26 protein-coding genes and 2 pseudogenes are annotated in these 24383 nt (G+C 62.4%); 24 read left to right on the forward strand and 4 right to left on the reverse strand.

Going from position 1 to position 24383, the window contains the following annotated elements; genetic code table 11:
- The first annotated feature begins 1 nt into the window (after position 1).
- From OU995_RS11955 to OU995_RS12040, 18 genes are all read left to right on the forward strand, one after another.
- Positions 2-355 (forward strand): hypothetical protein, encoded by a 354-nt coding sequence (locus OU995_RS11955; RefSeq protein ID WP_267835770.1) that lies wholly within the window; start codon positions 2-4, stop codon positions 353-355.
- Complete coding sequence (locus tag OU995_RS11960; RefSeq protein WP_267835771.1) at positions 352-702, forward strand: hypothetical protein; 351 nt, start codon at positions 352-354, stop codon at positions 700-702. Before OU995_RS11955 ends, OU995_RS11960 begins: the two co-directional genes overlap by 4 nt.
- A 12-nt stretch (positions 703-714) precedes the next feature.
- A complete protein-coding gene (locus tag OU995_RS11965; protein ID WP_267835772.1) occupies positions 715-1164 on the forward strand; it encodes a phage tail tube protein in 450 nt (149 codons plus the stop codon).
- Between the two features lie 11 nt (positions 1165-1175).
- Positions 1176-1523: a hypothetical protein gene (locus tag OU995_RS11970; RefSeq protein WP_267835773.1), complete on the forward strand. Its 348-nt coding sequence runs from the start codon at positions 1176-1178 to the stop codon at positions 1521-1523.
- On the forward strand, positions 1523-2089 hold the full coding sequence (locus OU995_RS11975; protein ID WP_267835774.1) for a DUF6246 family protein: 567 nt from the start codon (positions 1523-1525) through the stop codon (positions 2087-2089). The genes OU995_RS11970 and OU995_RS11975 overlap by 1 nt, the downstream gene beginning before the upstream one ends.
- Positions 2070-5534 (forward strand): tape measure protein, encoded by a 3465-nt coding sequence (locus tag OU995_RS11980; RefSeq protein WP_267835775.1) that lies wholly within the window; start codon positions 2070-2072, stop codon positions 5532-5534. Before OU995_RS11975 ends, OU995_RS11980 begins: the two co-directional genes overlap by 20 nt.
- Positions 5535-5554: 20 nt before the next feature.
- Positions 5555-6031, forward strand: coding sequence for a hypothetical protein (locus OU995_RS11985; protein ID WP_267835776.1), 477 nt, complete (start codon positions 5555-5557; stop codon positions 6029-6031).
- Entirely contained in the window at positions 6031-6513 is a 483-nt protein-coding gene (locus OU995_RS11990) for a DUF1833 family protein (RefSeq protein ID WP_267835777.1), read from the forward strand. The genes OU995_RS11985 and OU995_RS11990 overlap by 1 nt, the downstream gene beginning before the upstream one ends.
- A 25-nt stretch (positions 6514-6538) precedes the next feature.
- Positions 6539-6940 carry an NlpC/P60 family protein gene (locus OU995_RS11995; RefSeq protein ID WP_267835778.1) on the forward strand — a complete coding sequence of 134 codons (402 nt, stop codon included), beginning with the start codon at positions 6539-6541 and terminating at the stop codon, positions 6938-6940.
- The gene (locus tag OU995_RS12000; protein WP_267835779.1) at positions 6934-9393 is read left to right on the forward strand and encodes a host specificity factor TipJ family phage tail protein; all 2460 of its coding nucleotides are present in this window, start codon (positions 6934-6936) and stop codon (positions 9391-9393) included. The genes OU995_RS11995 and OU995_RS12000 overlap by 7 nt, the downstream gene beginning before the upstream one ends.
- Positions 9390-11459: a hypothetical protein gene (locus tag OU995_RS12005; RefSeq protein ID WP_267835780.1), complete on the forward strand. Its 2070-nt coding sequence runs from the start codon at positions 9390-9392 to the stop codon at positions 11457-11459. The genes OU995_RS12000 and OU995_RS12005 overlap by 4 nt, the downstream gene beginning before the upstream one ends.
- A gap of 9 nt (positions 11460-11468) precedes the next feature.
- On the forward strand, positions 11469-11726 hold the full coding sequence (locus OU995_RS12010) for a hypothetical protein (RefSeq protein WP_267835781.1): 258 nt from the start codon (positions 11469-11471) through the stop codon (positions 11724-11726).
- The gene (locus OU995_RS12015; RefSeq protein WP_267835782.1) at positions 11723-12229 is read left to right on the forward strand and encodes a glycoside hydrolase family protein; all 507 of its coding nucleotides are present in this window, start codon (positions 11723-11725) and stop codon (positions 12227-12229) included. Before OU995_RS12010 ends, OU995_RS12015 begins: the two co-directional genes overlap by 4 nt.
- Positions 12226-12669, forward strand: a complete 444-nt coding sequence (locus OU995_RS12020; RefSeq protein ID WP_267835783.1) for a dATP/dGTP diphosphohydrolase domain-containing protein — start codon at positions 12226-12228, stop codon at positions 12667-12669. Before OU995_RS12015 ends, OU995_RS12020 begins: the two co-directional genes overlap by 4 nt.
- Positions 12666-12998 (forward strand): DUF7220 family protein, encoded by a 333-nt coding sequence (locus OU995_RS12025; RefSeq protein ID WP_267835785.1) that lies wholly within the window; start codon positions 12666-12668, stop codon positions 12996-12998. Before OU995_RS12020 ends, OU995_RS12025 begins: the two co-directional genes overlap by 4 nt.
- Entirely contained in the window at positions 12995-13345 is a 351-nt protein-coding gene (locus tag OU995_RS12030; protein WP_267835786.1) for a hypothetical protein, read from the forward strand. Before OU995_RS12025 ends, OU995_RS12030 begins: the two co-directional genes overlap by 4 nt.
- Positions 13346-13432: 87 nt before the next feature.
- The gene (locus OU995_RS12035) at positions 13433-13618 is read left to right on the forward strand and encodes a hypothetical protein (protein WP_267835787.1); all 186 of its coding nucleotides are present in this window, start codon (positions 13433-13435) and stop codon (positions 13616-13618) included.
- The gene (locus tag OU995_RS12040; protein WP_267835788.1) at positions 13615-14799 is read left to right on the forward strand and encodes a hypothetical protein; all 1185 of its coding nucleotides are present in this window, start codon (positions 13615-13617) and stop codon (positions 14797-14799) included. The genes OU995_RS12035 and OU995_RS12040 overlap by 4 nt, the downstream gene beginning before the upstream one ends.
- A 581-nt stretch (positions 14800-15380) precedes the next feature.
- Here OU995_RS12040 and OU995_RS12045 read toward each other — a convergent pair.
- Positions 15381-15671: pseudogene (locus tag OU995_RS12045) on the reverse strand (phage tail protein); the annotation flags it as partial.
- A gap of 83 nt (positions 15672-15754) precedes the next feature.
- On the opposite strand from OU995_RS12045, the gene OU995_RS12050 reads away from it, so the two are divergent.
- Together OU995_RS12050 and OU995_RS12055 are read left to right on the forward strand one after the other, a co-directional pair.
- Positions 15755-16678: a hypothetical protein gene (locus OU995_RS12050; RefSeq protein WP_267835789.1), complete on the forward strand. Its 924-nt coding sequence runs from the start codon at positions 15755-15757 to the stop codon at positions 16676-16678.
- 5 nt (positions 16679-16683) lie between these two features.
- Positions 16684-17076, forward strand: a complete 393-nt coding sequence (locus OU995_RS12055; protein ID WP_267835790.1) for a DUF7079 family protein — start codon at positions 16684-16686, stop codon at positions 17074-17076.
- Between the two features lie 197 nt (positions 17077-17273).
- Here the strand turns inward: OU995_RS12055 and OU995_RS12060 are convergent, their stop codons facing one another.
- Positions 17274-17936 (reverse strand): MSMEG_1061 family FMN-dependent PPOX-type flavoprotein, encoded by a 663-nt coding sequence (locus OU995_RS12060; protein ID WP_267835791.1) that lies wholly within the window; start codon positions 17934-17936, stop codon positions 17274-17276.
- A 95-nt stretch (positions 17937-18031) separates the two neighbouring features.
- Here OU995_RS12060 and OU995_RS12065 point away from each other — a divergent pair, with 95 nt between their 5' ends.
- The 4 genes and pseudogenes from OU995_RS12065 to OU995_RS12080 all read left to right on the forward strand — a co-directional run bounded on the left by OU995_RS12065 (position 18032) and on the right by OU995_RS12080 (position 21899).
- Entirely contained in the window at positions 18032-18814 is a 783-nt protein-coding gene (locus tag OU995_RS12065) for an AraC family transcriptional regulator (RefSeq protein ID WP_267835792.1), read from the forward strand.
- Between the two features lie 501 nt (positions 18815-19315).
- Positions 19316-20390: pseudogene (locus tag OU995_RS12070) on the forward strand (IS630 family transposase).
- Between the two features lie 113 nt (positions 20391-20503).
- The gene (locus OU995_RS12075) at positions 20504-21151 is read left to right on the forward strand and encodes a DUF2971 domain-containing protein (RefSeq protein ID WP_267835793.1); all 648 of its coding nucleotides are present in this window, start codon (positions 20504-20506) and stop codon (positions 21149-21151) included.
- A gap of 277 nt (positions 21152-21428) precedes the next feature.
- Positions 21429-21899, forward strand: a complete 471-nt coding sequence (locus OU995_RS12080; protein WP_267835794.1) for a hypothetical protein — start codon at positions 21429-21431, stop codon at positions 21897-21899.
- Between the two features lie 245 nt (positions 21900-22144).
- Here OU995_RS12080 and OU995_RS12085 read toward each other — a convergent pair whose 3' ends face one another.
- Positions 22145-23452, reverse strand: a complete 1308-nt coding sequence (locus tag OU995_RS12085; protein WP_267835795.1) for an NAD(P)/FAD-dependent oxidoreductase — start codon at positions 23450-23452, stop codon at positions 22145-22147.
- Positions 23449-24357, reverse strand: coding sequence for a helix-turn-helix domain containing protein (locus OU995_RS12090; protein ID WP_267835796.1), 909 nt, complete (start codon positions 24355-24357; stop codon positions 23449-23451). The genes OU995_RS12085 and OU995_RS12090 overlap by 4 nt, the downstream gene beginning before the upstream one ends.
- Between the last annotated feature and the right edge of the window lie 26 nt (positions 24358-24383).

Consider the following 24383-nt stretch of genomic DNA (forward strand, 5'->3'; position numbering starts at 1 on the left):
TATGGCGACCAAAGCAAAGGTGAAGAACCGGCTCCCGCAGTTCACCGAGACCACCAAGCACCGCGCGGCGCGGGTCATCAACCAAGCGTTGGTCCTCGGCGCTTCCGAGGCCAGCGTGTTGACACCCATCGATACCTCGTTGCTGCTGAACAGCCAATTCCGCGCCGTGGGAGAGGAGGGCGACAAAGTGGTGGGGCGCGTTGGTTACACAGCCGAATACGCAATGGCGGTCCATGACCCAGCGAACCACCAGAACTTCCGCCGCGCGACCGCCGAGAAGGAGTTCCTGAAGAAGGGCTTTGAGCGGGCGGCACCAAACATTGACGCGGTGATGAAGAAGGTGATGAAGGTATGAGTGCAGCAGACGAGATCCGCAACTTCCTGGCTTCGGTCCTGGGGGCCGGTTGGCGCATCCAGTTCGGGCGCTGGATGGATGGCGCAAAGGATGCGCGCTATGCCGTACTGAAGCCGGCGGGTGGCCTGCCGGCCGAGTTGGTGCGCCGCCCGCTGTTTACGCTGATCCTCATCGGAGCGCTGGGAGAAGAGGTCTCCATAGCATCAGGCGCTGCTGAAGCAGTGATTGAGGCGACGCGAACGAGCGCGGGAACTCTGGTCCTGATTCAAGCGGGGGAGCCGGTCTCATCGTTCACCGACGACGGGCGCCCCATGTTCGAAATCGCAATATCAACGATCACCAACTGAGGACACCACACCATGGGTGCATATACCGGACGCGATGTCGTCGTCAACTTCGCCATCGCGGATGAAAACGCCGTCAGCAGCGGCCTGACCTACAAGCGTCTGGGCATGATGCGCGGCAAGGGCATGAAGGCCAGCTGGGACACCGTGGACACCACCGCAGACCAGTCGCCGTCCTTCACCAAGACCAACCTGGTCACCTTCAAGTCCGCCGAGTTCTCCGGCGACGGCGTGACCTACACCGATGCGGTGTTCAACCAGAAAGAGCTGAAGGCCCATGTCATCAGCCCGGGCGCGGCCACGGCCAACCAGCCCAAGGTCTGGTTCCAGATCATCTATCCGGACGGCAGCAAGTACGAAGGCCCGTTCATCGTGACCGAATGGTCCGATGACAGCCCGTATTCCGACGCTGCCACCTGGAGCATCAGCGCCATGAGCAACGGTGCCGTTAACTTCACCGCCTAAGGGGGCAGACCATGGCTGCAATCGCTTCCATTGACACCCGCTCGCAGCTCGGCGCCTTCGCCGCCACGCCCGTGGTGATGACCGCCAGTGACACGATCACCTTCAACTCTACGGCCAAGCAGCTGCTGGTCCTGCGCAACGGCACGGCCGGTGCGCTGACTCCCAAGATCGACGGCGACGGCGGCACCACCGTCAACGTGCAGGGCCTGGGCGTGGTGGATGTCTCTGCCGGCTACACCCTCAGCCTGGCGGTCGGTGAAACCAAGGCAGTGATCCTGTCCACCATCGCGCACTACTGCAAGGGCGTGGTGACGATCACCGGAGCAACCGGCGTCAGCGCACAGCTGTTCGACCTCTGATGCTTCCCGAGGCCGGATTCGTCCGGGCCGTGATGGGCGACGGCGCGGAATTCACCTTCCGCCCGTCGTTCGCTCGCATCGCATCCTTGGGGAACCCTCATGAGATCGTGGCCATATTTGCCGGGCTCCACGGGCCGCATGCCGAAAAGGATGCGGCCTATGTCCTGGCTTGTCTTTGCGATCAGGAAGACCCGTCTCCGCTGATCGGGTACCGGGAGGAAGACGTCTGGGTGCCTGGGGCGATGCCGGGCGCCGAGATGGTGATCATCGCGCAGCACCTAATGCGGCATGGGATCGTGGGGAAGGCCAGGCCTGGCGGTGAAGAGGGGGAGGGGAAGTTCTCCGACCGCTTCGATGCGGTCGAGTACATCAGCGCCGCGCGGGTGCACCTAGGCCTGTCCAGTGATGACGCCGAGGCGCTGAGCATGACTGAGTTCCAGACCATGTTCGAAATGAAGTTCCCCCAGAAGGGCGACTCCAAGGGCCGCGATGTCCCGACCCGTGAGGAGTACGAGGCGCGCATGCGCCAGCACGAGGAGATGATGCGTGGCCGCGAAAGTAGGTGAGATCTATTACGACGTCACCCTTGACACTCGGAAGATGGTTGAGGGGCAGCGTGCGGCAAGTGCGCAAGCTGCAAAGGCGGCATCAAGCCTGCAGTCCATAGGCGGTGCTGCGGACAAGGCGGGGGCGAGCCTTGATGGACTGCGCGGTCGCCTCACGGCGGTGGCATCTGCTGTTTCCGCGCTTGCTGCGGCGATGTTTCTCGTCTCGCAATCGGATGCGTATACGAAGATGAATGCGCAGCTGGAGCTGGCTACCGGGAGCTCCAGCAAACTGGCGTCGGCGCAGAGATCTGTGATCGCGACTGCGCAAGAGGCGCAGACTGACTTGTCAGCAATCAGCATCTTGTACGCGCGGATCACCAACGCCACCAAAGAACTTGGCGCATCCCAGCAACGGGTGGGTGACATCACCCGGGCAGTGGCATTGTCCATGAAGATCAGCGGGGCGTCGGCGGAGGAATCCGCCAGTGCCATGCTGCAACTGTCACAGTCCTTCGCCAGCGGCGTGATGCGCGGCGAGGAATTCAACTCTGTCAGCGAGGCCGCGCCGCGCCTGATGAAGGCGCTCGCAGACGGTCTGAATGTGCCTATTGGTCAGTTGCGCAGCATGGCCGCCGAGGGCAAGCTTACCAGTGATGTGCTGGCAACGGTCCTGCCGAAGGCGCTCAGCCAGCTGGAGGAGGAAGCCAAGCACGTCCAAACCATTGGGGGATCGTTCCAAGAATTGCGCAACGAGGTGATGCTGTTCGTCGGGCAGCAGATGCAAGCCAGCGGAGCGGCCAAGATGACGGCCACGGCCATTGCCGGCCTTGCCGGTCAGGTGAAAGATCTTGACCAGAACCTGGATTCGTTCCTGACTGCCGCAGAGGTTGGTGCACAGGCCTTTGCCGCCGTTGTCGCCGGTCGCTTCGCGCAGTCGCTGCAGGCTGGTGTGGTGGGCCTCATACAGCAGGCGGAAGCGTCACGGCAAGCCGCAGCAGCCGAATTGATGCGGCTCAAGGCGCTGCAGACGACAGCCTATGAGGTAGCCGCGAAGGCTGCTGCCGAGCGCGCCGGTGCACTAGCTACAGCCGAGGCGGCTGCCGCCAGCGTGGCTGCCGCACGCGCCGAACTTTCACTGGCCAGCGTGGAGGCCGAGCGGACTGCTGCGGCGGCAGCGCTCGCGGCGGGGACGTTGAGCCAGGCCGCCACCACGGAACAGGCTGCCCTGGCAAGTGCTCGCCTGGCGGCAGCCAAAGTGGCCGACACGGACGCCTCAGTGGCACTGGCGGCGGCAGAGAGGGCGCTGACCTTAGCGAGGACCCAGGAGGCGGCGTCAGCGGCAACGGCCACCGCCAGCACAACGGCGCTAGCAACCGCCCAGCGCGCCCAGGCTGCGTCTGCTGGGGTCGCAGCGGGCGCCACGCGGCTTTTCTCCGGCGTTGTCGCTGCCCTTGGCGGCCCGGTCGGTATTGCGGTGATTGCGCTTGGGGCCTTGGCCTGGAACTGGGACAAGATCGGCACATCTGCAAAGTCTGCTGGCGAGATCAGTGAAGAAGCGGCGCAAAAGATTGCAAAGGCCTCTTCTCGGTCGGCCGAGGCGCCAATGCGCCAACTGATGAAGGCGCGCGATGATGCCGAGGCGAACATTGCACGGCTTGATGAGCAAATCAAGCGCGCTGAGGCCTCCGAGAAGCGGCCTGCGTACAGCCGGATGGATGAGCGCTTTGATCGCGCTCCAAAAATTGACACTTCGCGGCTGAGGGAGCAGCGCGAGGCATATCGTGGAGCGCTGTTAGACACACAGAAGGCCATTGAGGACTTTAAGAAGCAGCAGGTGACGGACCTCTTCCCTGATCAAGAAGGGCCACTCAAGAAGCCGCCGCCAACAAAGGAGTTCCAGGCCAAGGCCCAAGAGGCACAGGCGTATTACCAGGGCCTAGTGGCTGCCAATCTGCGTGCTGGGGCACAGATTGATGCTGAAGAAAAGAAGGCGCTGGCCGAGAATCAAAAGCGCATGGTTGAGGACGCCGCAAATGCTGGCATCTATGCCAAGGCCAAGCTTGAGATACAGAAGAAGTTTGCGCGCGAACGGGCGATGCTGGAGGAGCAGACAACAGAACAGGTCGCCGAGTACAACATCGAATTGACAACAGATGAGGTCGCGCGCATCGGCTTGATTCGAGAGGAGGCAGTTCGCCGCGCTGACGCGCTCGCGCAGCTTGGCGTAAAGACTCACGCTCAAGCCGAGCAGGACAAGGTGATTGCAAGCCTACAGGCGTCGCGCCAGCTGGCGGCACTTCAAGAACGCCTTGACCAGACGACCGCTGAGACACGAATTTCCGCCACGATTGACGAACTGACCAAGATTGATCTGGCGCGGCAAGAGTCATTCCGCCGGGCTGATGCAGCCGCCAGGGCTGGTGCCATCACCTACGCCCAGGCCGAGGCCGAGAAGGCCCGCGCGGCCGTGGACGCTCAGAATGCGATCCGACAACAGGTGCTCAGCATTAACCCACTGGCTCAGCTGGAGCAGGAGTACCAGCAGAAGCTGGCCATCGTGCAGTATTACGAAGAGCAGATGGCAAAGGCCGGGGTTGACGGAACGCAGTTTGTCGAGCAGAAGCGAACCGAGCTGGCCACCCAGTACCAGCAGCAGCGCCTGGCGCTGGCCGAAGCCGAGTTCACCGCGCAGGGCGACGGCAACAAATTCGTCATGGACACGCTCAACAGCCTGTCCAGCACGGCGACATCCACAATCACCGGCCTGATCTCCGGCACCACGAGCGCGGCTGATGCCATGCGCGCGCTGGGCGGCGTGATCCTGAATGAGGCGGTGAAGGCGCTGGTGCAGATCGGCGTGCAGTATGTGAAGAACGCCCTGATCGGCCAGGCCGCAGAGAAGGCACAGATGGCGGCGAAGGCGGCCAATGCTGCGCTCTACACGACGGCGATAACGGCGCAAGTGACGGGCACCACTGCACTGGCGGCACAGAACGCGTTCATGGCGACCGCTGCAATCCCAGTGGTGGGTCCCGGCCTTGCTCCCGCAGCTGCTGCCGCCGCCGGCGCCGCAGCGGCCGCTCTGGGTGCTCCAGCCATCGCCTCGGCGCCAATCGCAGGAGCGAGACAGTACGGTGGCGGCGTTGATGCAGGCAGCCTGTACCGGGTGAACGAGACCGGCCAGCCGGAGATGTACACGGCCAGCAATGGGAAGCAGTACATGCTTCCCACCAAGGACGGGAACGTGACGCCCGCAGATCAGGTCGGCGGCGGATCCGGGGGCTGGAACATCATCATCAACAACGCCCCGGCTGGCACGGTTGCAAACGTGGATCAGCAGTCGCGAACCATTGAGATCGCTGTTGCGCAGGCCAAGTCCCAGATTGCGGCAGAGTTCTCCAGTAACACTGGGGAGACGTGGAACGCTCTGCGCGGGTCCAGCAATGTGCAAGGGCGCATCTAGGCTACCTAGCATTGGCGGGCATGGCGAACGAGGTCTATCCATTCACGATCAGGTCCATCCTGCGAGCGGGCAAGAGCCGTAGCCAGCCGGCGGCCTTCTCCATGGCGGACCCTCGGCGGGGGCCTGGCTATACCCAGGCCACTGGCACCGACGTGCCAGTCATGTGGGACGTGGACTTCATCTTCACCGAGGCGGAGTCGGTGGCATTCCAGCTCTGGGGCGTCGTGAAGCTGGGCAACTGGCAGAAGCCGTTCGACATGCCAATCCGGACGGAGTTCGGCTCGCTCGTTCACACCTGCCAGTTCCTCCCGGACAGCCTGTTGCCAGCCACTGAGACTGGCCCACTCTGGAAGTACTCCGCCAAGATCATGGCACGCAAGCAGCTGATCCCGCAGGATTTCAAGGACGCTACGGATCTCATCATCAACCTGCCGGATTGGTTTAACTGGGCCAGCATGTTGGATGTGACGATCAACCAAGAGATGCCCCAGGCCTGATGGACAAGAGGACCTACTGGGCCACCAAGAGCCCGCTTCCGGAATTCCACTCGGTGACCTTTGAGCATCCCGCGTTTTCGGCGCCATTCAGGCTGGTAGCAAACCAGTTTGCAGAGGTGACGCTGGGTGGTGAGGTGCACACACCGGTAGCTATGACTATCAAGCAGCCCGAGCGGCAGAGTGATGCGCAGCCCAAGCTCGGGCTTTCCTTCTCCAGAGAACAGGTCGGGCGAGACTTCAAGCGTGAACTGAGGCGAATCCAGGCATCCACCATCGTGGCCCCCATCGCGGTCACATATGCGGTCTACCTGGGTGACACAGAGACCCCGCAGATTACCTGGAAGCTCTTCGTTTCAGATTCTGGCGGCATCTCGTTCGGCAACTCGTCCGTGAGTGTCAACGCCACCGTTGACAACCCGATGCGCAGGAATGTTGGGCCAATTTATGACCCGGCCGTGTTCACCGGGCTGTCTCTGCTGTGACGCCGACTCCCTAGCATCCCGTTGGGTGCAAGAACTCATTACACCGCAAGCGTTCGCAGAAAGGGCCGTTGGCGTTCCCTGGGCCAAATGGCGCTCCGACTGGCAGGCGATGGACTGCTACGGGTTGGTGATCCTGTGGTTCCGTGAGGTCCTTGGCATTGACATGGGGGAGGTCCCTCATACCGACATTGCCACCGGCTTGGCCAACAGCCCGCATTGGGTTGAATGCAACGAAATTGACGGGCCTGTGATGTGGATGGCCTGGGTTGGAGGCAGGCCGGCCCATTGCGGTGTCTTTGTTGATGCGCGCCGGGCGATTCACTCCGAAGGCTCGGAGGAGGAGCCGGGGAGTGTGCGCGTGACTCGCATTCCGGCGCTGAAGCGAGCCTATGGACAGATCAAGTTCTACCGTTACACCCCATGCTGACGATCTTCTACGACCCGGCCGGTGCGGCTGGGCACCGCTGCTTCGACTGGGACCACGATTCGAGCATTCAGGCCAACATTGAGGCCCACTTGCCAGGCGGTGGGTACGGTTGCACGGTCTACCTGAACGGGCAACGAATTCAGGATCCGGGGGGCTGCCCTGATCTTGACCGCAAGCCGAGCTTTGCTGACGAAGTGAGGGTCACCATGCGGCCGGAGGGTGGCGTGTTCGGTGGCGTGTTCAAGATCATCAGCAGTGTCTTCTCGTTCATTCTGAAGCCGCTGCTGCCGAAGATTCCAAAGTCCGATGCGGCGGGTAAGGACAGCCCAAACAACAGTCTCACGGGTCAGTCCAATGTGGCGCGGGCCTACCAGGCTATTCCAGACGTCTACGGCTATCGGCGGGTCTGGCCAGACCTGATCCAACCAAGCACTGTGCAGTACATCGATCACATCAAATACGTGACAGAGTGGATGTGCATCAGTCGTGGAGAGGGAACGATCAGCCAAGTTCAGTACTCGGAGACGCCCATCGACAGCATCACCGGGGCGAGCTACGAGATATTCGCTCCCAACCCAGGGGCCGGGTACCCGGAGAATCGAACCACCACACTGCTTGATGTGCTGGAGACATTCGAAAGCGATGAGGTTAACGGACAGGAGCTGGCGTACCCCTTGAAGTCCCCGACGATAACCGCACGCGGCTCTTTCAATGCGACCGCCGGCAGTGGAGTGTTTACGGTATCGGTGCCGGACAGTTCGGACCTGGCATCCATTAAGGGGCTAGTTGGCACGAGCACCACTTGCAAGCTCACGTTCACATACGGGACGGGCCCAAGCACCTATGACCAAGCCGTTACCGTGTCGGCTGCGGTCACCAGCGGCGGCAATACAACGTTCACCTTCTCAGGGCCCACCTGGAGTGCAGCCACAAGCGGATCGCTGATCGATTTCACGATGGTCCCGTTCATGGCTGTGGGCTACGTGACGGAGGGTCCGTACACGCTCCCCATCGAATGCGATCGGATCCGTTGGAACACGGTCTTTCTGCGTGGCCTGAAGGGCACGGTTGCCATTGATGCTTCGTGGTGGCAAATCGACCTGGACGGGGTAGAGGTCCCGGGAACAAGGCAGACGCAAACCTTCTCCTTCGCGGCCGACACATACGACTCACGCTATTGGACAACCGATGTTGTTCCGACAGCTGGCTATGGCCGGTACCGGTGCGAGTTCACGCGAAAGACATTGCAGATCGGCGACAACGGGTCGGACGTCGCAAAGCTGGAAGAGCTGTATGCCGTCCGTTATTACGCCCAGAAGGTGATTCCAGGCGTGACCGTCATCAGGGTTACGACCAAGGCCACCACCGAAGCAACGGGCTTCAGCGATCGTAAGTTCAATCTTCGCTGGTACCGCCATGTCCGCCAGTTCGACAGTGACGAGCTCAGCACATCGCGAAACTTCGCCCGCGCGATGGCGCACATCTGGACGCTTGCCGGCAACGACGTGGCCGAGCTTGACACGGATGCGCTACAGGAGATCAACGATCGCTTAGGCGAGGACTCTCCACTGTTGCGCTTCGATGGCAGCCTTGATGATGCAGATATGAGTCTGGGGGACCGAATGGCAATGGTCTCCAACCACGCGCGGTGTGTCGTGTGGAGGGATGGCACGCGTTGGACAGTCAGTCGCGATGAAGCGAAGGACGTTCCGGAGTTGCAGTTTGACTATCGCAATCTCGCAGCCTCTGGCGAGTCTCAATCGTCCTACTCGGCCACCATGCCCGATTCAAACGATGGCGTGGAGGTCGAATATGTGGATGAGACCAGCCAAAGCAAAAAGGCGTATGTCCGCCTGAGGGTGGACTCCGGGGAGGTTCAGGAACTGTCCAGTTCCAACCCAAAGAAGTTTCAACTGCCAGGCTGCACAACCTACGCCCAGGCTATGAACCGCGCTCAATTGGAAGCGCGGCGCATCCTTTACCAGCGCGAGGCAATCTCTGACACGGCGTTGGCAGACGCTGGGTCGCTGGGTCCTGGCTCGTTGGTGAGATACATCGATCCCAATGATTTCGCCGGTGACGACGGCCTACAGGCGGGCGAGGTGCTTTCTGTGCAGGGGAACCAGATTCTGACCAGCGAGCCTATTGATTGGAAGGGTGCACCGGAGGGGCGGATGGTGTTCACTGGGACTGACGGTAGGTTGTCCTCGCCTGTTCGCTGCACCCCGGACGGGGGATCGGTTGTTCTTGAATCCGTTCCCTATGGCCTCTACGTGGCTGATCCGGGTCGGCAGTGTGGTGCTAGATACGGTTTCGCAGTCGGGCTCACTGAGGCCGAAATTGAATCTGCAGGCCTCTACACGCTCACCTCAGCCAAACCCGAGGGCGACGGCAAGACGGTCTCCATAGCATTGGCTCGCTATGACGCGCGCCTCTACGAGTTCGATGCATGACGACGCCTAGCACCACCGCCATTCCAAGCAAGCTCCCACAGGATCTTCTGTTCAATGCGGAGAAGATGGATGAGGTCGTCAACAGCGACTCTCAAACATATCTCGATCGCTTTGGGATCTCACGGCTGACTGTGCGCGGCGCCACGGACTCTATGCGTGCGCTCAATCCACGCGGCGCATGGGTCGGGCCTGGCACAAACTACCAAGCGCGCGATCTCGTCTCAAGCGGCGGGAACTGGTACCTGTGCTTGGAGGCCCATACGTCCGGCTCCACCTTCTCCGGTGATGCGGCACGGTGGCGCCCGTTCCAACAGCTCGACTCTGACGTGACCCTCGTGTTTGGGAGCAACGGAGCTTCGGACGACTCTGCTGCAGTCGTTGCTGCAAATGCGCTTGGGCGGCCAATCTGTCCGATCGGCATTCTTCACATCGCAACCCCCACGACGATCACCGTTCCGCTGGCTCACGTGGCTGGGCAGTGCTTCACTATCACCAGCCAAGTCACCATCAATAACGGCCAACCCACCCGGCCTGAATGGTGGGGTGTCGGGCAGGGGAAGTTCAGGCTCGCCACCATCGCAGCCGCCCCGGGAACGGTGGTTGAGGTGAGGGGCACAGTTGCCCCGAGCGATTTTGCCTACGGCTTTTCGTCTGGTGGTCGCTACATCGACAAGCCGCTCAAAATTCGCGGCCAGAAAATGCCTCGACTATCTGACGATGCACGGTCGCTCGTGGATGGGTCAATCATTCAGGGCATGGTGCTCGGTTGGTCCGATGGTCTGGAGTTTGAGAACATCGGAATTGACTGCGGGCACACGGTCGTCACGACCTACTATGGAGGGACCTCGTCCAGTGGCGTCACCGAGGCGCTGAACATCACCTATCCGGACAACGCGACGAAGACGGCAGCCGGCAGCCCCTCCACCGTTCCAAAGCGCGGGATCGTTCTCGACAACGTCATCGGTCTTTGCGACTCCCCCGGCGCACCAAATCACGCGATCCTTCTCGAAGGTGTTGCTGATGTGCGCATGCGAGGAAGTGTCATTGGCGTCATGGGCACGCATGGTGTCGCGCTGAAAGGCCGTGACATCGTTGCGGAGGACATTCAAGCCTATCTGAACAGCACCGATGCACTGATCATCAAGACGGACTCGCAGTCAACCGCCGTCGCAACCAGGATCAGCATTGCGAATACGGTTCTCAATGCCAGCGCACCTGCCGGCGTTACGCCATGGGCGGCGAATACGCCAACCGCAGGGTTGCGATTCGAGGCTGCCGGGAGCTCCATTGACAACATCTACATCGGAAAGGCCAAGATAGATGGGTTCCCGTCCAGCGTGGACACGGTATTCGGTGGCAACTACACGATCTGGGACGTCGAATTTGGCAGCATCAGCTCAGACCAGTATGGGGTTTCCGGCACTACGTGTGCACTGAAGCTGGAGGCTGCGGCAGGCCGAAACATTCGGAAGTGGACCATCGGCACGCTTGACGGCCGCAATTGTTCGATCGTTGGCAAATTCTCGTTCTCACAGCCCGCAGCGGTGAACAACCATGTTGCCATCGGCACGGTCCGAGCGCAGTCAGCGCAGGTCGGTCTTGACGTCGGATCGCAGTCGTACGTGACCGTTGGAACCGTCATCGCAGACACCCTCAGTGATGGCATCTACCGCATCACCGGAACGCCGTATTTGAGCGTCGGCCAGGAGCGGAAAGACGAGGCAACCCCGAATGTCTTCGCAAGCTCTGGCGGCGGCCTGGTGCCATCGCTGAATGCCACGTGGTCACAAGTTGCAGACAAGGCCGTCTTTGCTGCAAAGCTGCGCGGCGGGAGGAAGACCTTGGCCGGAACCATCAAGCCTTCCACCAGCAACGTCATCACCACGCTGCCTCAATTCCTCTGGCCATCAAAGAACGAGGAGTTCATTTGCCGAGGGCGGTCAGGCAGCGTCACCGCAGCAGTGCCTGTGACCGTGAGCATTGCAGGTGTAGTCACCGTTAATGCATTGGCCGGTGGAACGGCCAACTGCTCGGACGAGTTGACGCTTGATATGACATGGGATTAAGGGGGCAAAGTGAAGCAAGAGATCAAAGACATCGCAACTGAACTGGCCACGCGGACCGCGCCGGCCGGCGGACTGACCATTGTGTCGGCGCCCTGGTGGACCTCGGTCAACTGGTCGGCGGTGCTGTCCGGCGTGCTGGTGGTGCTGCAGGTGGCATACCTGCTGCGTAAGTGGTGGCGGGAAGAGACCGATTGGGGCGTCAAGCTGAAGCGCCGCCTGGGCCGCAAGCCCGCCGCTGAAACCGGATCAATGGAGCTGGATGAATGAGCCGCGCCCGCATCGCCGCCGCTGTGCTCACCCTCAGCGCCGCCGGCTTCGCTGCCATCGTTGGTCATGAGGGCTTCGAGCCTGTTGCCAAGCCGCCGGTGCAGGGAGACCGACCAACTTATGGCTTCGGCTCCACGTTCCACGCTGATGGCACTCCGGTGCAGGCCGGTGAAACCATTGCCCCGCCGGCGGCGATTCGCCTGTCCGTCGCCCACATCACCAAGGGTGAGCCGCAGCTGCGCGCGTGCGTGACTGCGCCAGTGAGTCAAGAGGAGTGGGACATCCTCGTTGACCTTGCCTACTGGCGCGGCTTCTCCGGCGCGTGCCGGAGTGAGGTGGTGACGAACATCAACGCCGGCCGCTATGCCGAAGCCTGTGCCGCGTACCTCAACCTGGACAGCCGCAAGGCCGCCGGGCGCGACTGTGCCGCCGCTGGCAGCGGTTGCCGTGGCGTGTGGCTCCGGGCCCAGGAACGCAACCGCAAGTGCATGGAGGCGCAATGAGCGAGAAGCCCACCAACCCCAAGGACGCCATCGGCGCCAACAAGTTGCCGCTGCACCTGTGGCCGCCGGCGGCGACCGCCTACGGATGCGTGGGCCTGGCCGAGGGGGCGCTGAAGTATGGCCGGGGGAACTGGCGCGATGCCGGCGTGCGTGCGTCCATCTATGTGGACGCCTGCAAGCGGCACCTGGACGCGTGGTTCGAAGGTGAGGAGGTCGCGCCGGACTCCGGCTCGCCGCATCTGGCCAATGCCCTCGCATGCCTCGCCATCCTGGTGGACGCGAAGACGGCCGGGAAGCTGGTGGATGACCGCAACTTCAACGGCGCCGGATACCGGGCGTTGGTGGAGGAGTTGATGCCTCACATCGCGCACCTGCGGGACCTGTTCAAGGACAAGGCACCTCGCCACTTCACCATCGCGGACAACCGGGAGGCCCAATGAACATCCTCATCGCCTGCGGGCTGGCAAGCTTCATCTTCGTCGCGCTCTTCACCTGGCGGGCCTACACCCGCACGCCTGGGCCCGGCCAGTCGCCGCGCAGCGCCATCACCGAAGCGTGGGTCAACATTGCGGTCGGCTTCGCGATCAACTTCGTCGCCAATTTCCTGATCCTGCCGCTGATCGGCGCCCACCCCAGCGCCGCCCAAAACTTCTGGATTGGCTGGATCTACACCGCTGTCTCCATCGTCCGCCAGTACGCGATCCGCCGGTGGTTCAACGCGCACCTAGTGGCGCTGTCGCGACGGCTGGCCGGGGAGGGTGGCTCATGAGCCCCTATGCCGCCCTGGGCGTGGCCCTGGCCTTCGTCGCTGCCTACGGGGTGGGGCGCCTGGATGGCGCCCGCCTGGAGCGAGCCGGGCAGGACCGCGCAGCCCTTGCGGTGCAGGAGGCAGCGAGGGAAGGGCGCGAGGCCACGGCCAAGGCCCTGTCCAACATCCGAGTGCAAAACACAACCATCCAGCAGCGGCTGGAGCGGGAGGTCCGTCATGAACCGGTCTACAGCGATCCTGGCTGCCGCCTCACTCCTGGTGGGCTGCGCGACCTCAACGAAGCCCTCACCGGTACCGGAGCGGTCGCAGGTGGTGGTGGCGTGCCCGCCTCTGACGCCACTCGATGACGACACGATGGGGGCCCTGGTGCTGAAGCTTCAGCAGGTGGCCGGCCAATACCGAGAATGCCGCGCCGCGGCTCTGGGGGACAAGTGATGGACAAGACCTGCAGCGACTGCAAGCACTACCGCGCCGCGCCAACCGACTGCGCCACGGTGGCGGAATACGGCGAGTGCCGGGCACACCCGCCCACGGTCATCGTGATCGAGGATGAGCCGGTCTCCGAGTTCCCGGCCGTCAACGCGGACGAGGGCTGCGGCGAATGGGAGCCGAAGCAATGACGCCCCAAGAGTTCGATTTCCTCTCCGAGTTCGCCACGGCTCGAGAACGCGAGTTCATGGAGGCCGTTGTGCTGCACGGCAATCAGCGTGCAGCCGCTGCGGCTTTGGGCGTCAGCAAAAGCGCGGTGAGCGGCGCGTTTGACCTGGTGCGCAAGCGGGCCGCTCGCAAGGGCCATGCACCCGGTCACTTCGTCAGTGGCGTGGCCCCGGGCTACCTCATGGGGAAGGTGACCGTCCAGCGGGCGAAAGACGGCGCAGTGGAGCGGACATGGGAACGGCAGTCGCCGGAGCAGGCCGCCCAGCAAGAGGCGCTGCGCGCAGGACTGGAGGCCATGGCCGCCGAGCTGCCGCGCGTGAAGCCCCGCAAGCCCGCCGCCAACGATGACGCCTACAGCCAGCAGCTCATGGCCTGCTACCCCATCGGGGACGCGCACATCGGCATGATGTCCTGGCCAGAAGAGACCGGCGAGGCCTGGGACCTGAAGGCCGCCGAGCGCATGCACTGCACGGCCATGGCCCGCCTGGTGGAGATGGCGCCGGCGTGCGAAGAGGCGGTGGTGGTGAACCTGGGCGACTTCCTGCATGCCGACAACATGGAGGGGGTGACGACCCGCAGCGGCCACCGCCTGGACATGGACAGCCGCTACGCGAAGATGGCCCGGATCGCCGTCATGACGCTACGGACCATGATCGATACCGCCCTGACGAAGCACAAGCGGGTGCGGGTCATCAACGCGGTGGGCAACCACGACGACACGGGCAGCCTATGGCTGAGCATCTGCCTGGCCCACGCGTACGAGCTGGAGCCACGGGTGACGGTGGACACCAGCCCGACCCCATGCCACTACATCCGCCACGGCGCCACCCTGGTGGGCATCCACCACGGCCACAGCATCAAGCCGGAGCGGCTGCCGGGCGTGATGGCCACCGACCGCGCCGAGGATTGGGGCCAGACCCGGCACCGGTACTGGTGGATGGGCCATGTGCACCACCAGTCTCTGCAGAAGGACCACCCGGGTGTGTCGGTGGAGTCGTTCCGGACCTTGGCTGCCAAAGACGCTTACGCGGCCTGGGGCGGCTACCGGGCGCCGCGGGACATGAAGGTCATCCTCCTGCACAGCCAGCACGGGGAGGTCGGCCGTTACACGGTCACCCCAGAGATGCTGGCCGAGGTGGCCTGACCATGCGCTCCAACTGCCTCATCTGGGCCGCGTGCGCCTGGTGGAGGCTGCGGCGGCGGCATGCCTGCCACTTGGCGGTGCGCGGCAGCCGGTGGGGGCCTTTTCCCCATTTCAGCCTGATGATCCGGCGCCGGGATGGCGCCTTCCGCTGCATCAGCTTCAAGCCCGTGGCGCCAAGGGCGAAGAGCATCCCGCCACCGCTCTTCGTCGGCAGGATGCGGTGGGGCGACTGACCATATTCAGGGCCGAAATCCTTTCCGTAACCTCGATTCAGGATCGGCTGCTTCCTCTGATGAAAATGGGCTGATCGCTCGGGGTTACGGAACGAAGCGCAACCTAAGTGCCTGATTTCATTGAGATTCACACAAGACTCGAAATCAGGCGTACGGTAACCCCGTACCGGGGGTTCGAATCCCCCCCTTCCCGCCAAAAAAGCCTTGTTAGCCAAGGTACTAAGCCAGTCTCAAGACTGGCTTTTTTATTGCCTAAAACTCCGAAATCACCCCGGTTTCCGCATCATCGTTTCCGCAGCTTGGCGCAACCCGGCGCAACTTCGTGGGTGTGGTGCCGACTGCGGTAGCGCCATCGCCATCGCGGACCCGGACCACCACAATCACGGGCGTGGCCTGCAAGTTGATTGCGTCCAGAATAGCCGCGAGCGTTTCCTTCGTACCCGCCTTGCCGACAGCGGCGTTGACGTTGGTGACCAGCGCAGGCATGTCGTAGGGAAAGGTCGCCTCGTCGGCGTCGGCGTCGGCGTCGGATGCCGTGCCAATCAGGCCGATGATCGCGGTGGACACGGTCTGAATGCTGCGAAGGCCATCAATGACTTCGATGACGCGCACGCCGTGGTGGTAGGAGTCGAGTGCCATGGGGCTCCTTGCGGTGGAAGGGGGCGGGAGAAAGGACTGATCCGCTCAATCGCCGCCCCGCTGCTGTCGGAGGTCCGGTGGAGATGGCTATCCAGCTGGTCAAGCGAGGTGCGTGGTTCCCGAAAGCAGCTACCATCATCAGGCCAGCATTTCAGGGAGAGGCAATGAGCGCGAGACCGCCAGGCCCGCTGTGCCAAGTCAACAATCCTCAAGTCATAGACTGCGGGACGAATTGCTTATCGCAATCCCCGTCCCCGGCCTTCATCGGGCGCGATAACTCAGATCTTCGCGGGCTCGATCAGGCCCTCGACGCGCTGCAGGGAACGGCACAGAACTTCGCCCTTCGCTACATCAAGGACGCCAAAGCGAGGGCCACGTATGTGCAGCGCATTGCGGAGACAGCTCGCATTATTCGCTCCGACGTGTTGGCGGGAAAGATGACCGCAGCGGAGGGCGCCGCTTTTGCCGTTCAAGCGCGAAATGTAATCATGGAAGAGATTCGCGCCATCACCTCCGCTATCGGTAAAGCAGGGGCGCAAGCGCTGAAGGGCCAGGGCCTGACGTTGGAAATGGCCCTCGACAAGGCGGTGAAAAAGCTGTTTCCCGGCAAGAGTTTTGCAGACCTCTCGGCGACTCAGAAACGACAAGTTTTCGTCGAGATCGTTGAGGCGTCTGGCCGTTCCAGTCCGAAAGTGACAGGACAGATTCCCCGTTGGAGGATGCTGGGGCGTGGACTCATGGTCGTGACCGTGGCCATCTCTGTCTACAACATCTGGGAGGCAGAGAACAAGCTCCGACAGAGTACCAAGGAGGGCGCGACCCTCGTTGGAGGAGCTTTGGGCGGCGCTGCCGCGACGGCCTCTGCGGGTCTCGTCTGCGGACCCGGGGCTCCCGTCTGCGTCACAGCTCTGTTCATCGTTGGGGGCATCGTCGGTGCGATCTCCGCCAGTGCTGCGGCTGACCTGGTGCTTGACCAACGCGAAGTCGTCAACTGGCTTGGCGAGTAACTCGCATGAACCACACTGATTCCCCGGCCGACCGAGCTGCACAATTGGCCATCGCTCGCCTGTTTCTGGACACTGAACTCGATGACCTCGACTTGAAGGCCATCGCAAACGATCTTCGCGCCACCGGTTTGCAGCCATCCGATCTGCAACGCATCTACGAGACCCAGGTCGCTCCTGCATGCTGGCGTAATTTAAGAGCCGTGCCTGGTGGCGCTTGGGCTGGTTTTGATGAGGCGGCCTTGACGGACGCGATCAACCGCCACCGCGTCACGGAATCTCAAGCCGGCGGATTTCTCCAGCGACTGCGCATGCGGCGCTGGACCGCCGACACACGGGACCAATGGACGCGCGTCCTTCAATTTGTCGAAACCGACCTCCAGTTGAGCCCGGACAAATGAATGCAGCAGGGCGCCTTTTCTGTTCCCCCCGATCAGTGCCGGACCAGTGGTTGGCTGCAGCGCTCGACATGTTGGGCGCGGCGAACCGGATGGTCGGCCCCGCCATCTGAGCCCTGAAGAACGAGTCATCATGCGCAGAAGGAGGTCAAACGTTCTCCGACGAGGCTTTTGACGCAAGCCCCCGCGCTCGAATCAGATCAGTAGAGGTCGTTGCGGACCCTGTGTTGGTATTGAGCGTTGGCCTGCCCGATCTGCTCGTCGCTCATGCCAGCCTGCGGGTCGCCGTGCTGGGTCAGCTCTGCCAACATCTGGCCGACGGTGGGCAACGCATGGCGGTCTATGCGCGAGTCGTCCTGCCAGAGCTTCGCCCGGTTCACTGCCTTGCCGCAATGCATCAGCACCTCGTCGATGCTCACCACGGTGGCCGTCTTAGGCATGCGTTCGCCTTCTTTCAGCGTTGCCAGCAGAGACGGCTCGGTCGAGATTCGGCCGCGCCCGTTGATGCGCATGAAGATTTCCAGCCCTGGGAACAGAAACAACATGCCCAGGCGGTCGTCGCTTTCGAGATTGCGCAGTGACTCGATTCGGTTGTTGCCAGGCCAGTCGGCATAGGTCACCGTTCGGCTGTCGAGGACGCGGACGAAACCGGGCGGACCGCCTCGTGGCGATGCATCGAGTCCGCGCTTGCTGCCGGTCGCCAGGCAGAAGAAGGTTGCGGCTTTCAAGTATTCGATGTGAGACCCCACAAGGTGAGGAAGCACGGCCTTCTGGATTCTCTCGGCCGGTGGGTCGTAGAGCGCATCGAGGTCTGGTCGTCGCCAGTTGTCGTGGCGCTCCTGCTGGGTGTCGTTCGTCGTCATCGGTCGATTTCCTGTGTCTCGGTGGACAGGGAAGGATAGGCATCAATGGCTGGCGGCTGTAAACATCAAAGGCCAACTAGTATCAAAATCCCGCCATGACCAACTTGCACTTCGCCGTGAAGGCTCGTGACAGATCGGACGGCCCAGTCCTGTTCGTGGTCCTCGGAAGCGGCGAGGACGAACTCGCCACCGAACCCCATCAGCACGCGCGCGGACAACTCTTCGGTTCTCTTCGCGGCCTCGTGAATGTTGAACTTGACGACGGTGCATGGATCGTTCCCGCGATCCATGCCGTGTGGATACCGCCCCATCACAAACATGGCGGCACCACGCATGGCCCCTTCCATGGCTGGAGCGTGTACGTGGCCGAGAGTGCGTGCGACAACCTGCCCCGCCAACCCTGCACACTGCGGACCTCGGGCCTGCTCCGCGAAGCGGTGCTGCGCGCGAGCCAGTGGCCTTTCGCCCCGCTCAACGGGCAGATGTCGCACCTGGCCGAAGTGATCCTCGATGAAATCCGGACGCTTCCGGTGGAACCCCTCGGCCTGCCGTTTCCCCGCGAGCCGCGTCTGCAACGGATAGCCAGGGCCTTGATCGCCCACCCGGCCGACGACCGCGATCTGGAGCGCTGGGCAGTGTGGGCCTCGGTAAGTTCACGCACGCTGAGCCGTCGATTTGTCGCGGAAACCGGGTTCCATTTCACTGCGTGGCGTCAGCGGGCAAGATTGATGCGGTCACTCGAAATGCTCGCGGCCGGCATGCCGGTCACCGCGATTGCGCTCGACCTGGGCTATTCGACGGCCAGTGCCTACATCGCGTTATTCCGACGCACATTCGGTGAAACGCCTGCCGCTTACCGGCTGCGGCTCCAGCCTTGACGACACCTGCAATGCCGGACTTCACCCGGGTTGCATCGCTGGAATTTGGGGGGACAGATATGGCGAGAGGGCGGGGACCAACTCATTGCGGAAGTCAGCTTCGCAACCGGAGTTGTCCTTCACAATGTCCTCCGTCTGCGGCCGACATTGGCCAGAACCAGACTTTGACTCATGTTCCCTATGGAGCCATGCAATGAATTGCAGAATTTGCAGGCGAATCCCTGCAGAGCAAGATGATCCTATGTCTATCGACTGCGGCGGTGATTGTTGGGGTTGCGTCGGCGAAATCGAGGCGGAGACCGGTGATGCAGAATCTCTTTCACGCGTCCGCGACGAGTTCGCACGTGGCCTACGACCGTCGTGGATCGACCCGACGGCGGTCCGCTAGCGGCCAACAGCCGACGTCGGCGGGCCACCGGTCTAGGGTGTGCTAGTGCGGTGCGCGTAAAGTATTAGAACCTAATATGGCTTGCGTGTTTTAATCGCTCAGGAGGCCGAGCGATGCGAGTTGCACAGACCATTGGACTGGACGAAGACACCGAGCGAGCGCTTCGCGCGCTGGCCAAGGGCCGCAGGGTCGAAGCTCGGGTTCAGCAGCGGGCGCAGATCATCCTGCTGGCAGCGCAAAGCCTCCAGAACAAGGACATTGCCGACAAGGTCGAGTTGGACCGGCGCCAGGTCGCGCTGTGGCGCCAGCGCTTCCTCGACGGTGGCGTCCCGGCGCTTCTCAAGGATGCACCACGCTCGGGACGGCCGGCCACAGTCACTGCGGAAGTGGAATCACGCATCGTGCACGCCACGCTGCATGAGAGGCCGGTGGACGCGACACACTGGAGCACTCGTACCCTGGCGAGCCATTTGGGCGTCGGCGCCACGACGATCCGCCGCGTCTGGCACAGCAACGGGCTCAAGCCTCATCTGAGTCGATCCTTCAAGCTGTCAAGCGATCCGCGCTTTGAGGACAAGCTGCTGGATGTCGTCGGGCTCTATCTGAATCCTCCCGAGCAAGCCCTCGTTCTGAGTTGCGACGAGAAGAGCCAGATCCAGGCGCTCAACCGCACGCAGCCGGGGCTGCCCATGAAGCGCGGGCGCGCCGGCACTCTCACCCACGACTACAAGCGCCACGACGCTGTTCGCTGCGCTCAACACCTTGGACGGCCGCGTGATCTCGATGTGCCAGCCGCGACACCGTCACAGCGAGTGGCTCAAATTCCTGCGGCACATCGATCGCCGCACGCCCAAGGACTTGGGTCTGCATCTGATCGTGGATAACTACGCCACTCACAGCCATCCCGATGTCCAGAGATGGCTGGCTCGACATCCGCGGTTTGTCATGCACTTCACGCCCACCAGCGCCTCCTGGTTGAACATGGTCGAGCGCTTCTTCCGCGACATCACCGACAAGCGCATTCGACGTGACAGCTTCACCAGTGTGGCCGAACTCGAGCTGGCCATCGATCTCTATGTTGCTCATCACAACATCGATCCCAAACCGTTCATCTGGACAGCTCGCGCTTCCGACATCCTCGCCAAGGTCACGCAGGCCAAGGCAGCCCTTTTGAATTCGGCCGAATAAGTACAGAACAGTGAGGCGCACTGCACTAGCGGCACAACGAAAACAGAGTTTGAGAATCTGCTCGGCGCATTTTCTTGCTTCGGATTAAATTACCAACACACGAACGGTGGATCATGGCAGTCAGCTACGTGATGTATCAATACCGACCCGACGGTTGCGACGGCAATCGTGATCGTGATCTTGAGGCCCTCGTCGCGAGTACTGTTTGGTCGTCAAAGCGCGAGTATCTCAATGATCCGTTTGAGTTCGCGGCGTTGCTTGGACAGGACAGGTTCCCCGATCTTGTCGCTCGTGCAAGTGACGTTGGAATAACGTGCTTCTCCCGTGCTAAGACCAATCCCCTCCTGTGGTCGCACTATGCCAATGCACATAAGGGATTCGCGATAGGCTGGGACATGTCCCACGCGTTTTTTGGACGCGTAAATGGGATGGCAGCGTCCATCATCCTCGATGTTTTGTATGAGGATGTGCCGCCGGATCCCAGTAGCTTTTGCGATGAAGGTTCGTACTTGAAGGCAGCACTGACAACAAAGCCCACGGTCTGGTCGTACGAACAAGAGGTTCGACTGATCGCCGAGAGAGGTGGCAGACGTCACGTCATTCCGAAGGAGGCGATCAAGCAGGTCTTGTTCGGGATGGCCATGACTGAGCAACGCATGGTTGAAATTCGTTCGCATGTACGCGCGGCTGGGATATGCCCCGAGTTCGCAAGAATGGAACGGCGGGCCGGCAGCTATGGGGTTGTTCCTGTGCAGCTATAACCGAGCACCGAGAAGTGTCGACGTGTCTTTTGACTAAAGCGGAAGACGCTGGTAGCCGTTAAGCCTGCTTTGCGGCGTTGAGATCGCTAAGCGGAAGGACTGCAACGGGTCGGAAGCAGCCACTCGTTGAGCATCAGCCAAACGACTCAGATAAGCCTGAAACGGACTCCTTCCAAAGCCCGCGTCACCGAAGCCAAGCGATGGTCACTTCTTCGTCACCTGGAAGAAAGATCCGATGTTCGAAAGCCCGTCTCGTCGTTGCACTTGTGTGGCAACCATGCTGATGCCCCTGCTCTCGGCTTGCGTGATGTACATGCCAGGCGATATTGGGCCACGCGTGTCGAAACTCGAATTGGGGCTGAACACCGGGGCCGTCAGAGACCCGGCGCTCGTTTCCCTTGTTGTCGCTGCCAAGCCTGACATTGTTCGAACGCTTCTTGTACTGAGCGATCCGCGCCTGAATCGAGAGGAGGCTGAACGGGAACTCGGCTGGAACTCCAAGGAGCCACTGATGTTGCTGCCCGAGTGGCGGGTGAGTGTTGGGACTCTTGGCACCGTCAGACAGGGCAGCACCCAACGCAGGCCCATGGCGTTCATGGGGGCCGAATCATGGGCTTCACCGGACAAGGAAACGATAGAGTTCACCGCACTGTTCAGTGACGGACTCCAACCAGAACTGACAGTCCGCGAGCGGCAAACATATCGTCGAGACGGGCGACGTTGGAACTTGGTGAAGCAGGAACGTTGAGCTTCGCGCGCGGATTGAAACACCCAGGGCCTTGTGCGGGGATTCCTTCCCGATTCTCTGAACCGCCACCTGAAGTGCTTGGTGCTGTAGGTGGCTGTATCGCTTTGGGATGATTGGCACATCGGCGAAATGCCCCATGGCACTTCCGTTGGCTGCCGCCACCTCGATGCTGCTCGGGCCGCAAGGACAGTTCCTCACACCTTCGATTGCCGGACCATGCCCCTATCCCCTCGTGCGCCCATCATTCAATGCAGTTTCACCTGCGCCGTAGACCTTCTCATCAGCCGTCTGGCCACCGCCAGTCCCAGCATCCGCATCGCCCCGACCAATTCGCGGTGATGCATCAGATGCAGGCTCAGGTAGAGCCACCGCGCCACCGTCCCCTGAATGAACCATGACGCGCCTCTGAATGACCCCACCAAGCTGCCCACGCTGGTGCGCTGGCCGATGGAGACCAGGGAGCCGCTGTCCCGGTACCGGAACCCTCTGGCGGGAGGGCGACGGCCCTGCAATTGACGGCAGAAGGTGTCAAAGAGGTATTGCGCCTGTTGATGCGCCGCCTGCGCGCGCGCCGGCACCAAGCTGCCGTCCGGCATCACGCAGGCGGCGCAATCGCCCAGGGCGTAGACGTCTTCGGTCGCGGTGCTGTGGAGCCGGTCGGTCACCTCCAGCTGATTCACACGATTGGTGGGCAGCCCCAACTCGCGAAGGAACTCCGGCGCCTGGATGCCGGCCGCCCACACACAAAGATCGGCGGCAAACCGCAACCCGGTCTGATTCACCACCGCATCAGCCTCGATGCGGGCCACGCGGCAATAAGGCACCACTTCAATCCGACGCCGCTTGAGCAAGCGATTGGCCGTGCGCGACACGCGCTCCGGCAGCGGCCGCAGCACTCGGGCACCACTCTCCAGGATGGTGATGTGCACATCTTTGACTGGGTCCAGCCGGCGCTCACCATAGTCCGCATAGGAACTCGCTGCATCACGCAACTCGGCGGCCAACTCCACGCCGGTCGCTCCGCCGCCAATGATCACCACCTTGACGGCCGCATCCGGGTTGCGGTCCTTCTCCGCAGCCGCAGCCACGAGGCGCCGAATCAGCGTCCGCCGGAACCGCTCCGCGTCGGCATGCGAGGTGAGGGCGATGGCATGCGCCTCCGCGCCCGGCACCCCGTGATGGTTGCAGATGCTGCCCACGGCCATGCATAGCTTGGCGAAGGCGACTCTCCGCTCCGGCATCAGCATCGCCCCAGGCTCGATCTCCACCGCTGACACGGTGATGGACTTTCCCGCCAGGTCCAGGCCCGTCATCGAGCCCAGTACGAAGGTAAACCGGTTGTCGTGAGCCAACATCGCGTACGACAGGGCTTCATGGTGGAGATCGACCGTGCCGGCCGCCACCTCATGCAGCGTCGGTTTCCAGATGTGGAACGGATGCGGATCAACCAGCGTCACAAGCTCGGGGCCGAATTTGCGGCCGAGCTTGCACGCCAGCTCCAGCCCGCCGGCGCCGCCGCCGACGATCACGATGGGGCGAGTGTGGGGGGTCATTGGCGTGGAGTGGGCGGCAAGGGGGGCAAGGACGCTGAAGGTGACGCCGCGGGGCAGGGCGCGCTAGGTGAAGCGCTCGGTGAGGTACGCGGCACGGATCGAGGCGTCGCCCGTGGCGCAAAGGGCTGGTGCGCCAACGTCGATGCCGCGGGCTGTGCAGCTGCCTGTGCAGCGTCGTGCCCGGCATCCTGCCCCGCATCCTGGTCCGCGCCCTGTCCCTCACTCCGTCGCGGACTTCGTCCTGCACTTCGCCTGGCTTGCAGTGAATCGCCAGGATTCGATTCATCCCCCGACGGCTTGTCTTCCTCGGCCCCAAGAATGCGGCGCAGCGAATCCGCCAGCGCGTCTGGATCCGGCAGGGCGGGCGGACGTGACAGCACGCATTCAATCAGCAGCCCCAGCAGCAGCCCCTGCGCCAGGCACATCGCCGGACGTCGACCACTGCGGTCCCCGACGCTGCGAGGCGGCATGCAATGCCGCACCAGGAATCGCGTCACTGCATTGTGAATACGTGCCGTGCGCGCCCGCACGGCAGGTTCCCCTGCATTGAAGAGCAGGGTCTGGCAGAACACCCGTTGCGACTCCTGCGCTATACACGCCACAAGCGCCTGCGCCACATCCCGGCAAGGATCGTCCTGCGCCGGCGGCTGAAGTGTTTCCAGCGGCAGGGTGGTGGCCGCCAGCGCTTCCTCCACGAGGCGCTCCTTGGACACAAAGTGCCAATAGATCGCCCCGCGTGTGAGCCCGGTGGCGGAGGACACCTCCTCCAGTGTCAGGTCGCGGATGCCACGTTCCCCGAGCAGCCGCACTGCGGTGGCCAGCAGGGCCACACGCCGTGAGGGTCGGCCGCGCGGACGGGGAGGGGGCGCCGGTGGTTCGATGCGTGTCGCTGAGCTGATCATCATCGATGACTCCCGTGCAGTCCGTGGGG

Source organism: Roseateles sp. SL47 (assembly GCF_026625885.1).
Taxonomy (GTDB): domain Bacteria; phylum Pseudomonadota; class Gammaproteobacteria; order Burkholderiales; family Burkholderiaceae_C; genus Roseateles.

What these genes read in the sequence shown, in the direction of transcription:
- OU995_RS12050 (WP_267835789.1), top strand. Translation starts at nt 15,755, where the DNA reads ATGGCTATCCAGCTGGTCAAGCGAGGTGCGTGGTTCCCGAAAGCAGCT.
- OU995_RS12025 (WP_267835785.1), top strand. Translation starts at nt 12,666, where the DNA reads ATGAACATCCTCATCGCCTGCGGGCTGGCAAGCTTCATCTTCGTCGCG.
- OU995_RS12015 (WP_267835782.1), top strand. Translation starts at nt 11,723, where the DNA reads ATGAGCCGCGCCCGCATCGCCGCCGCTGTGCTCACCCTCAGCGCCGCC.
- OU995_RS12060 (WP_267835791.1), bottom strand. Translation starts at nt 17,936, where the DNA reads ATGACGACGAACGACACCCAGCAGGAGCGCCACGACAACTGGCGACGA.
- OU995_RS12080 (WP_267835794.1), top strand. Translation starts at nt 21,429, where the DNA reads ATGCTGATGCCCCTGCTCTCGGCTTGCGTGATGTACATGCCAGGCGAT.
- OU995_RS12065 (WP_267835792.1), top strand. Translation starts at nt 18,032, where the DNA reads ATGACCAACTTGCACTTCGCCGTGAAGGCTCGTGACAGATCGGACGGC.
- OU995_RS12000 (WP_267835779.1), top strand. Translation starts at nt 6,934, where the DNA reads ATGCTGACGATCTTCTACGACCCGGCCGGTGCGGCTGGGCACCGCTGC.
- OU995_RS11985 (WP_267835776.1), top strand. Translation starts at nt 5,555, where the DNA reads ATGGCGAACGAGGTCTATCCATTCACGATCAGGTCCATCCTGCGAGCG.
- OU995_RS12085 (WP_267835795.1), bottom strand. Translation starts at nt 23,452, where the DNA reads ATGACCCCCCACACTCGCCCCATCGTGATCGTCGGCGGCGGCGCCGGC.
- OU995_RS11990 (WP_267835777.1), top strand. Translation starts at nt 6,031, where the DNA reads ATGGACAAGAGGACCTACTGGGCCACCAAGAGCCCGCTTCCGGAATTC.
- OU995_RS12005 (WP_267835780.1), top strand. Translation starts at nt 9,390, where the DNA reads ATGACGACGCCTAGCACCACCGCCATTCCAAGCAAGCTCCCACAGGAT.
- OU995_RS12040 (WP_267835788.1), top strand. Translation starts at nt 13,615, where the DNA reads ATGACGCCCCAAGAGTTCGATTTCCTCTCCGAGTTCGCCACGGCTCGA.
- OU995_RS12055 (WP_267835790.1), top strand. Translation starts at nt 16,684, where the DNA reads ATGAACCACACTGATTCCCCGGCCGACCGAGCTGCACAATTGGCCATC.
- OU995_RS11970 (WP_267835773.1), top strand. Translation starts at nt 1,176, where the DNA reads ATGGCTGCAATCGCTTCCATTGACACCCGCTCGCAGCTCGGCGCCTTC.
- OU995_RS12020 (WP_267835783.1), top strand. Translation starts at nt 12,226, where the DNA reads ATGAGCGAGAAGCCCACCAACCCCAAGGACGCCATCGGCGCCAACAAG.
- OU995_RS12030 (WP_267835786.1), top strand. Translation starts at nt 12,995, where the DNA reads ATGAGCCCCTATGCCGCCCTGGGCGTGGCCCTGGCCTTCGTCGCTGCC.
- OU995_RS12090 (WP_267835796.1), bottom strand. Translation starts at nt 24,357, where the DNA reads ATGATGATCAGCTCAGCGACACGCATCGAACCACCGGCGCCCCCTCCC.
- OU995_RS11975 (WP_267835774.1), top strand. Translation starts at nt 1,523, where the DNA reads ATGCTTCCCGAGGCCGGATTCGTCCGGGCCGTGATGGGCGACGGCGCG.
- OU995_RS11965 (WP_267835772.1), top strand. Translation starts at nt 715, where the DNA reads ATGGGTGCATATACCGGACGCGATGTCGTCGTCAACTTCGCCATCGCG.
- OU995_RS11960 (WP_267835771.1), top strand. Translation starts at nt 352, where the DNA reads ATGAGTGCAGCAGACGAGATCCGCAACTTCCTGGCTTCGGTCCTGGGG.
- OU995_RS12075 (WP_267835793.1), top strand. Translation starts at nt 20,504, where the DNA reads ATGGCAGTCAGCTACGTGATGTATCAATACCGACCCGACGGTTGCGAC.
- OU995_RS12035 (WP_267835787.1), top strand. Translation starts at nt 13,433, where the DNA reads ATGGACAAGACCTGCAGCGACTGCAAGCACTACCGCGCCGCGCCAACC.
- OU995_RS11955 (WP_267835770.1), top strand. Translation starts at nt 2, where the DNA reads ATGGCGACCAAAGCAAAGGTGAAGAACCGGCTCCCGCAGTTCACCGAG.